This is a genomic window from Poseidonibacter sp. (genome assembly GCF_041821165.1).
Classification (GTDB): domain Bacteria; phylum Campylobacterota; class Campylobacteria; order Campylobacterales; family Arcobacteraceae; genus Poseidonibacter.
On sequence record NZ_JBGUES010000082.1, the window covers coordinates 1 to 9591 of the forward strand.

Below are 9591 nucleotides of genomic sequence, written 5' to 3' on the forward strand. Positions count from 1 at the left end.
TCAGCAGTCTTCTTAAGATTAGCCTTATTGATTGTTTTAATATGCTTCATTTAAAAGTCCTCCAAACAAAATAAATTTTACAATAATAAATTATATATAAATATTTATGATGAAACTCAAAAGAATAGCTTATTAGCTAACGATACTATTTCTTTAAGTTTGATTTTTGAACCTTATAATTGGATTATAACAACAAATATTCATGATGAAAATTATGAAAATGAAGTTAAAAACAGAATCTTAAAATATATAAATACTATTAAATACTCTACAAATGGTTATGTATTTGTTGTTGATTATGATGGAGTATATTTATCTCATGTTAAAAAATCATATATAGGTAAAAATAGAATAAATTTAAAAGATAAAAACGGTTTTATGATTACACAAGAGATTATTAAAACTGCTAAAAACAATGAAGGTTTTATTCGTTATGTTGGAACTATAAAACCAGATACAAATTTACCTGCTCCTAAAATAACTTTTATAAAAGGATTTAATGATTGGAACTGGGCAATTGCAACTGGTTTTTATGATGATGAACTTGATAAACAAATAAAAGAAAAATCAGACTATCTAAAAAAAGAAAAAAAAAGAGATATTGTTAATTTATTTATTATAAGTATTGTTTTTACTATTATATTTTTGATTATTTCTATTTATTTAGCAAAAATCTTAGAAAAATATCTTATAAGATATAGAAGAGAAGTATTAAGACATATTAATAAAAATAGAGAAAAAGATAGTATGTTAGCACAACAATCAAAAATGGCTGCAATGGGTGAAATGATTGAAAACATTGCACATCAATGGAGACAACCTTTAAATCTAATTAGTATTTCATCAACTGGTATGAAACTTAAAAAAGAGCATGATATATTAAGTAATGAAGAGTTTAATGAAGGTATGGATCAAATTACAAGGTCATCAAACTATTTATCTCAAACTATTGATGATTTTAGGGAGTTCTTTAGTCCAAATAAGAAAAAGGTTTTATTTAATATAAAAGACACATTTGAAAAAACTTTTGAACTTCTTGATGCTCAATTATTGGCTAAAGATATTGTTTTAATAAAAGATATTGATGAGGTTGAAATATACTCTTATGAAAATGAACTTATTCAAGTAATAATAAATTTAATTAATAATTCAAAAGATGAATTAGTAAAATATGAAAATATAAAAAGAATGATTTTTATAAGTGCTAAAGCAAATTCAAGAACTGTAACTATAAATATAAAAGATAATGCAGGTGGAATAGATGAAAGTATTATAAATAGAATTTTTGAACCATATTTTACAACAAAACATAAAAGTCAAGGTACGGGAATAGGACTTTATATGTCAAGAGAAATAATTGTAAAACATATGAAAGGTAATTTAGAAGTTTCAAATAGTAAATATATATATCAAAATGTATCATATAAAGGAGCATCTTTTGATATTAAACTTAGTTTGAAAAAATTAGACTAAGTTTTATTTAGAAGGATTTATTTTAATGTTTAATAATATAAAAATATCTTATAAAAACTCTACATCTATATAATCAAATATAAAAATTTAAATAAAATTGGATATAATCCCTGACTATGAAAAAGAACAATATAATATTAATAGGTTTTATGGGTGTTGGCAAGGGTACAATTGCAAGAGGATTAATTAAAAAATCTGATATGTTTGCAATAGATACTGATGATCTAATTGAAAGTATGGAAAACCGAAAAATAAAAAAAATTTTTGAACTTGAAGGTGAACCATATTTTAGAAATTTAGAAAAAAAGACTGCTATTTGGTTAGAAAATAGTGTTTCTAATACAATAATTTCAACTGGTGGCGGATTTTATAAACAAGAAAATTTAAATAAAATTGGTAAAGTTATTTATTTGAAATCTTCATTTCAAGGCATATTAGATAGGATAAATGAATGTCCTAATGCTGATAAAAAACTTAAAAAAAGACCACTTTTACAAAACATGGAAGAAGCAATAAAACTTTTTGATTCAAGAGTAAGTGACTATGAAAAAGTTGCAGATATTATTGTTGATGTTGAGAAAAAAGATTTAGAAAAAATAGTAGATGAGATTTTAGGGAAGATTTAAATGAAAATAATTAATACAAAAGATGTAAATTTCAAAAATGATTTTGATGATATTTTAGCAAGAGCTAAAAGTGATATCAAAGGTGTTTCTTCAATTGTTATGAATATTATTGATGAAATTGTTGAAGAAGGAAATGTTGCTTTAAAAAAACATATATCAAAGTTTGATAATTGGGAAGTTAATAGTGATGATGATTTAATGATTTGTCCTAAGCAAATGCAAAAAGCCTATGAAAACATTGATGAAAACTTAAGAAACGCTCTTCACACTGCATATGATAGAATCAAAAAATATCATGAAAAACAACTTCCAAAATCTTGGATTGATTTTGAATCAAATGGAACTATTTTAGGTCAAAAAGTTTCACCTGTTGATAGAGCTGGTTTATACATTCCAGGTGGAAAAGCTGCATATCCAAGTTCACTATTAATGAATGCAATTCCAGCAATTGTTGCAGGAGTTGAAGAAATAGTTGTATGTACTCCAACACCTGATAATGAAGTAAATGAATTATTATTAGCAGCTTGTCATTTATGTGGTATTAAAAAAGCTTATAAAGTAGGTGGAGCTTCTGCAATTGCTGCAATGGCTTATGGAACACAAACTATTCCTAAAGTTGATGTAATTACAGGTCCAGGTAATATTTTTGTAGCAACTGCTAAAAAGTTAGTATTTGGTGAAGTAAATATTGATATGATTGCAGGTCCTTCTGAAATTGGAATTTTAGCAGATTCAAGTGCTAAACCTAAGTACTTAGCAATTGATTTATTATCACAAGCTGAACATGATGAAATGGCAAGTTCTATTATGATTACAACTGATGAAGAAGTTGCAAAACAAACATCAATTGAAGTAGAAAATTATTTAAAAACTTTAGAGAGAGAAACAATAGCAAGAACTTCTATTGAAAATAGAGGTGTAATTATTGTAGCTTCAAGTATGGAAGAAGCAATAGATTTAATGAATATTATTGCTCCTGAACACTTAGAAGTTATGACACAAAATGCTTTTGAATTATTACCATATATTAAACATGCAGGTGCAATTTTCTTAGGTGAAAATACTCCTGAACCAATTGGTGATTATATAGCAGGTCCAAATCATACTTTACCTACAGGAAGTACGGCTAAGTTTTATAGCCCATTAAATGTAGAAAACTTTATGAAAAAAAGTTCAATTATTAATTTCTCAAAAAATGCAATAAATGAATTAGGTGAGGCTTGTGCTTTACTTGCAGATACAGAAGGTCTAACAGCTCATGCAAAATCTGTAAGAGTTAGATTAGAAGATTAAAAAAATAAAAAGAAACTAAGGAAAAACAATGTCAGTATTTAATGATTGGTTAAGCGAAGATGAAGACGATATTTTTATGGGAAGCCCTAAATCAAAATTTTTTGATGTAAGTAGAGAAGCTTCTCAAGATATCGTAGAAGAAGAAATTGATAAAATTATTGAAAAAGTTGCAGTTCTTGAGATGTTATTATCAGAAGGAAAAGATGAAAACTTTGATATTAATACTGTAATTAAACAATATCTTTTTGATAATGAAGAAAAAGTAAATGCAGTAAAAAAAGGTCTTTACGTTGAATTTACTGGTGAGATTATTTGTAGATTAGATTCATAAGGCAAAAAGTGGAAGAGTTAGTATTAGTTAAAAATAAAATTAAAGAGTTTGTTGTTGAGTGTGATGATGCAAAAAGTTTAGAATTATTGGATAAATTAGCAACGGGAAAGATGTTAAGATCTAAATTAATTTTAAAAATTGCAGGTGAAAGCCATGAGAGTATAAAACTGTGTGCAATTGTAGAAATGATTCATGCAGCCTCACTTTTACATGATGATGTAATTGATGAAGCCCATACAAGAAGGGGTAGTCCTTCTGTAAATGCTTTATATGATAATAAAACATCTATTATGTTTGGAGATATTTTATACTCAAAAGCATTTACTGAATTAACTCAAATGGATAAACAAATAGCTTATACTGTCTCTTCTGCTGTTACAAAACTAAGTATAGGTGAGATGTTAGATGTTGATTTAACAAATACATTTAATACATCTTATGATAAATACTTTGATATGATTTACAAAAAAACTGCTTCACTAATTGAAGCTTCTGCTAAAGCAGCAGCTCTTTTATGTGGTAAAGATGAAGATAAATATGCTTTATATGGTAAAAATTTAGGTCTTGCATTTCAAATGGTTGATGATATCTTAGATATTACTCAAGACTCAAAAACACTTGGAAAACCTGCAATGTTAGATTTTGTTGAAGGTAAAGTTACTATTCCATATTTATTATTACATGAAAGAGTTGAAGATAAATCAAAACTTGAATCTTTATATAAAAAACAATTAACAGAAGAAGAAAGTATTTGGATTAAAGAACAAATGACAAATACTAAAGCTTTAGAAGATTCAATCTTACAAGCTAAAAAAATCGGAAATGAAGCAATAGATGCTGTAAAAGATGAAGAAAATAGCGAAATATTAACATTTATTATGAAAGCAATGATTGAAAGAGAGTTTTAGATGAGTTATTTGATAATTAGTTTTTCTCATAAGAATACAGATATTGAAATGAGAGAAAAACTTGCTTTTGGAAGTGATGAAGTAAAAGATAGATTTTTAAGAGCAATCTTATCAAATGAAGTAACAAAAGAGGCAGTATTATTATCAACATGTAATAGGGTTGAGATAATTACTCGTTCTTTAAATATTAAACTTAGTGCAAAACATATAATTGAAACTTTAGCATCATACTCTTCTTTAGATTATGATGTTTTATATGAAAGAGCTGATATTTATGATAATGATGGAGCTGTTCATCATCTATTTTCAGTTGCTTCTGCACTTGACTCTTTAGTTCTTGGTGAAACTCAAATTGTTGGACAATTAAAAGATGCTTTTAGATTTGCACAAGCAAGAGAACACTGCGGAACAAAAATCACTAGAATTATGACTTATGCATTTAAATGTGCTGCAAATGTAAGAACAGCAACATCACTTGGAACTGGTTCTGTTTCTGTTGCCTCAACAGCAGTTGCTAAAGCAAAATCAATTATTAAAGATACAAAAGGTGTAAAAGCACTTGTTATTGGTGCAGGTGAAATGAGTGAACTTACAATAAAACACTTGATTTCATCTGGATTTGATGTGATTTTAACAAGTAGAGATATTTCAAAAGCTAGAAACCTAGCAAAAACTTTTGATGTGCAAATTGATGTTCAACCTTATGAAAATCTTAGTAATTTATTATCAGAAGTACCTGTAATGATTACAGCAACATCAGCACCTTATCCAATTATTACAGAAGAAAATACTTCTTATACTCTATTTAGTAGATATTGGTTTGATATTGCAGTTCCAAGAGATATTGATGATATTTCAATGGCTGGTTTAAATATCTATTCAGTAGATGATTTACAAGATATAGTAAATGAAAATATGAGTTTAAGAGCAGAACAAGCAAAAACTGCCTATTCAATAGTAAGTAAAATGTCAGCAGAATTTTTTGATTGGTTAAAAACATTAGATATAGAACCTATTGTAAAAGATCTTTATACAAAAGGTGATGATGTAATTGATAAAAAAGTTAAAAATGCAATAAAAAAAGGTTTTATAAGAAGTGAAGATGAAGAAAATATTAGAAAACTTTGTCAAACAATTTTAACAGAATACTTACATAAACCATCAAAACAATTAAAAGATATTTCAAAAAATATGGAATGTGATATTGTAATTGGAACAATTCAAAATATGTTTGGAAATAAAGAAGATGAAGATTTTTCAGATAAATATAAATGCGAACATCTAATAAAAAATTTAAAATAGGAAAAAAGTAATGAAATTTAGTAACATGTTTATGCCAACAACTAAAGAAGCTCCAAAGGATGCAACTTTACCATCACATCAATATTTAGTAAGAGGTGGTTTTGTAAATCAAGTTGGTGCTGGAATTTATAACTTTATGCCATTAGGTAAAATAGTTCTTGATAAAATTAGAGCTATTGTAAAAGAAGAAATGGATAATGCAGGTGCAAATGAAGTTCAATTAGGTTTTGTAACGCCAACTTCTTTATGGGAAGAATCAGGTAGAGCTAATACTATGGGTAATGAACTTTTAAAATTTAAAGATAGAAAAGGTACATCTTTTGTACTTTCACCTACAAATGAAGAAGCAGTTGTAGATTTAGTAAAAAATAGAGTTACATCATATAGAGATTTACCTGTAAATTTATATCAAATAAATACAAAATTTAGAGATGAAGCAAGACCTAGATTTGGTCTTATGAGAGGTAGAGAGTTCTTAATGAAAGATGCTTACTCTTTTCACTCTTCAACTGAAGACTTAATAAGAGAATTTAATCTTATGGAAGAAACTTATAAAAAAGTGTATACAAGATTAGGTTTAGAATTTAGAGTAGTTGAAGCAGATTCAGGTGCTATTGGTGGAAGTGGTTCAAAAGAGTTTATGGTATTAGCAGATTCAGGTGAAGATACAATTGTTGTTTGTCCTGAGTGTGAATATGGTGCTAATATTGAAGCAGCTATTAGAAAACCAAGACATTTTACAGCATGGTTTGAAAATACAAATACACCTGCAACTGCTGAAAAGGTTTTAACAAGAGATTTAAAAACTATTGATGATGTTGCAAACTTCTTAAGTATAGCAAAAGCACAAACAATAAAAGCTGTTATTAAAAAAGCAGTTTTTGAAGAACAAACACAAGTTGTTGTATTCTTTATAAGAGGTGATGATGAACTTGAAGAAACAAAAGCTTGTAATGCAGTTAATGCTTTAGAATTAGCAGATATTAGTGAAGAAGAGATTAAAGAAGCTGGATTAACAGCAGGTTATTGTGGACCATTTAATTTACCTGAAAATATTAAATTTGTAGTAGATTCTGAAATTGAAAATGAAATTGGATTAGCTTGTGGAGCTAATGAAGAGCATTACCATTTAATTAATACTGATTTATCTTCATTAAAAGATGTTCATTATACTGATTTAGTTGCTGTTCAAGAAGGTGATAACTGTTCTTGTTGTGATGGAAAATTAGCTTATACAAAAGGTATTGAAGCTGGACATATTTTCCAATTAGGTACAAAATATTCAGAAGCCTTAGATGCAAAATTCTTAGATGAAAATGGAAAAGCACAACCATTTATTATGGGATGTTATGGAATTGGAGTTTCAAGATTAGTTGCAGCTGTAATTGAGCAAAATCATGATGAAAAAGGTTGTTTATGGACTAAAGCAACTGCACCATTTATGGTTGATGTAATTGTTTCAAGTGCTAAAAAAGAAGATGAGTTAAACGCAGGATTAGAAGTTTATGAAAATCTTAAAAAAGCAGGTGTTGAAACTATTATTGATGATAGAACAAAAGAAAGATTTGGTTTTAAAATGGGTGATTTTGAACTTATTGGTTTCCCTTATGCTGTTGTAATTGGTAAAAAATTACAAGATGGATTAGTTGAAATTATTGATAGAAAAACATCAGAAAAAACTGAAGTTAAAATTGAAGATGTAACTTCAACAATTTTAGAATTAATTAAATAAGGAAAGTTTTATGGAACAAATCATTGAAAATAAAATAAATAAAATTTCAGATAGTTTTACTACTTATCTTCCTGATAATATTGTTGAAATTGTTGGAGGATATGCCTTTTCTTTAATTATGGCAATAGTGATTTTTCTTGTAGGAAAGTGGTTAGCTAAGAAACTTACAAGACTATTAACTACTGTTCTACGAAAAGTAAAAGGTATGGATGAAACTCTTATTAGATTTTTAGTAAATATTGTTTATTACATTTTAATGATTGTTGTTCTATTAACTTCTTTATCAGAACTTGGCGTTGAAACAACATCGTTTTTAGCTATCTTAGGGGCTGCTGGTTTAGCTATTGGTCTTGCTTTAAAAGATTCATTAGGTAACTTTGCTTCAGGTGTTATGATAATACTATTTAAACCATTTAAAGTAGGTGATGTTGTAACTGCTGCTGGAGTTACAGGAACTGTAAATGAAGTAGGAATTTTTAATTCAATTTTTACAACACCTGATAATCAAAAAATCATTATCCCAAATGGTGCAATTACAGGTGGTTCTATTATTAATATCAATGCAAATCCTATTAGAAGAGTAGATTTACTTGTAGGTATTGGATATGATGATGATATTAAAAAAGCTAAAGATGTTTTACATACAATAGTTAGTTCTCATGAAAAAGTTTTAGTAGATAATGGAATCACAATTGCTGTTTCAGAACTTGCTGATTCTTCTGTTAACTTCGTAGTTAGAGCTTGGGTTAATACACCTGATTATTGGGCTGTAAAATTTGATTTAACAGAACAAGTAAAACTTACATTTGATAAAGAAGGTATTTCAATTCCTTATCCTCAAAGAGATATTCATCACTATAACAAAGATTAAAATACCAAAGGTATTAGAAACAATATTATATGATTTACAAGAAATAGGAGCAAAACCTATTCTTGTAGGTGGATGTATTAGAGACCACTTTTTAAATATTACTTGCAAAGATTATGATGTAGAAATCTTTGAACTAAACTCACTTGAAAAAATTCAAAAATCATTAGAAAAATATGGAAATGTTAAACTAGTAGGTAAGTCATTTGGTGTTTTAACTTTAAAAGTTGATTCATATGATTTTGATTTTGCACTTGCACGAACTGAAAAAAAGGTTGGGCTAGGTCATCAAGATTTTAAAGTAACAACAAATGCAAATTTAAGCTATAAAGAAGCCGCTCTAAGACGTGATTTTACAATTAACTCAATAGGATATGATTTTTTTAAAGATGAGTTCTTAGACCCTTTTAATGGTATAGAAGATTTAAAAAATAAAGTCATAAAACATATAAATGATGATACGTTTATTGAAGATGCCCTAAGAGTTTATAGAGCAGTTCAATTTGCTTCAAGATTTGAGTTTGCAATAAATAAAAAAACTATTGATTTATGTCAAAAAATGGTTTTAAATGATGATTTAAAATATTTAGCAAAAGAAAGAATTTTTGAAGAGTTTAAAAAACTATTTTTAAAGTCAAATAAACCATCACTTGCTTTTGAACTTCTAAGAGAACTTGGAGTTTTAAAATACTTTCCAGAATTACAAGCATTAATTTCTTGTCCTCAAGATAAAGAGTATCATCCAGAAGGTGATGTTTGGATTCATACTTTAATGACTTTAGATGAAATGGCAAAGATTATAAAAAAAGAGAATATTCAAGATGAATATAGAGTTTTATATCTATTTTATGCAATTCTTTGTCATGATTTAGGAAAACCTTTTTGCACAGAAATTATAAAAAATAGAGTTACTTCATATAAACATGAAAGTTTAGGAATTGAACCCACAAAAAGTTTTTTATCAAGACTTACAAATGAAAAAAAGTTTATTGAGACTATTTTACCACTTGTTAAAAATCACCCAGCTCCATTTCAATTATATTTAGATAAATCATCAT

Annotated in this window: 9 protein-coding genes; all 9 read left to right on the forward strand. The window is 27.3% G+C overall.

The genetic code is table 11. The annotated features are described in order from the left end of the window. Positions 1-147: 147 nt before the first annotated feature. Complete coding sequence (locus ACERKK_RS07690) at positions 148-1473, forward strand: cache domain-containing protein (protein ID WP_373772506.1); 1326 nt, start codon at positions 148-150, stop codon at positions 1471-1473. 116 nt (positions 1474-1589) lie between these two features. Continuing rightward, positions 1590-2099 carry a shikimate kinase gene (locus ACERKK_RS07695; RefSeq protein WP_373772498.1) on the forward strand — a complete coding sequence of 170 codons (510 nt, stop codon included), beginning with the start codon at positions 1590-1592 and terminating at the stop codon, positions 2097-2099. Continuing rightward, on the forward strand, positions 2100-3392 hold the full coding sequence (hisD, locus tag ACERKK_RS07700; protein WP_373772499.1) for a histidinol dehydrogenase: 1293 nt from the start codon (positions 2100-2102) through the stop codon (positions 3390-3392). 28 nt (positions 3393-3420) lie between these two features. After that, positions 3421-3723 carry a DUF2018 family protein gene (locus tag ACERKK_RS07705; RefSeq protein WP_373772500.1) on the forward strand — a complete coding sequence of 101 codons (303 nt, stop codon included), beginning with the start codon at positions 3421-3423 and terminating at the stop codon, positions 3721-3723. Positions 3724-3731: 8 nt separating this feature from the next. Further along, positions 3732-4631, forward strand: a complete 900-nt coding sequence (locus ACERKK_RS07710) for a polyprenyl synthetase family protein (protein ID WP_373772501.1) — start codon at positions 3732-3734, stop codon at positions 4629-4631. After that, positions 4632-5933, forward strand: a complete 1302-nt coding sequence (hemA, locus tag ACERKK_RS07715; RefSeq protein ID WP_373772502.1) for a glutamyl-tRNA reductase — start codon at positions 4632-4634, stop codon at positions 5931-5933. A gap of 10 nt (positions 5934-5943) precedes the next feature. Next, a complete protein-coding gene (locus ACERKK_RS07720) occupies positions 5944-7665 on the forward strand; it encodes a proline--tRNA ligase (RefSeq protein ID WP_373772503.1) in 1722 nt (573 codons plus the stop codon). 10 nt (positions 7666-7675) lie between these two features. Continuing rightward, complete coding sequence (locus tag ACERKK_RS07725) at positions 7676-8536, forward strand: mechanosensitive ion channel family protein (protein ID WP_373772504.1); 861 nt, start codon at positions 7676-7678, stop codon at positions 8534-8536. Then, the coding region (locus tag ACERKK_RS07730; protein ID WP_373772505.1) for a CCA tRNA nucleotidyltransferase at positions 8472-9591 on the forward strand (1120 nt) is incomplete at its 3' end. The genes ACERKK_RS07725 and ACERKK_RS07730, both read left to right, overlap by 65 nt.

What these genes read in the sequence shown, in the direction of transcription:
- ACERKK_RS07705 (WP_373772500.1), top strand. Translation starts at nt 3,421, where the DNA reads ATGTCAGTATTTAATGATTGGTTAAGCGAAGATGAAGACGATATTTTT.
- hisD (WP_373772499.1), top strand. Translation starts at nt 2,100, where the DNA reads ATGAAAATAATTAATACAAAAGATGTAAATTTCAAAAATGATTTTGAT.
- ACERKK_RS07695 (WP_373772498.1), top strand. Translation starts at nt 1,590, where the DNA reads ATGAAAAAGAACAATATAATATTAATAGGTTTTATGGGTGTTGGCAAG.
- hemA (WP_373772502.1), top strand. Translation starts at nt 4,632, where the DNA reads ATGAGTTATTTGATAATTAGTTTTTCTCATAAGAATACAGATATTGAA.
- ACERKK_RS07720 (WP_373772503.1), top strand. Translation starts at nt 5,944, where the DNA reads ATGAAATTTAGTAACATGTTTATGCCAACAACTAAAGAAGCTCCAAAG.
- ACERKK_RS07725 (WP_373772504.1), top strand. Translation starts at nt 7,676, where the DNA reads ATGGAACAAATCATTGAAAATAAAATAAATAAAATTTCAGATAGTTTT.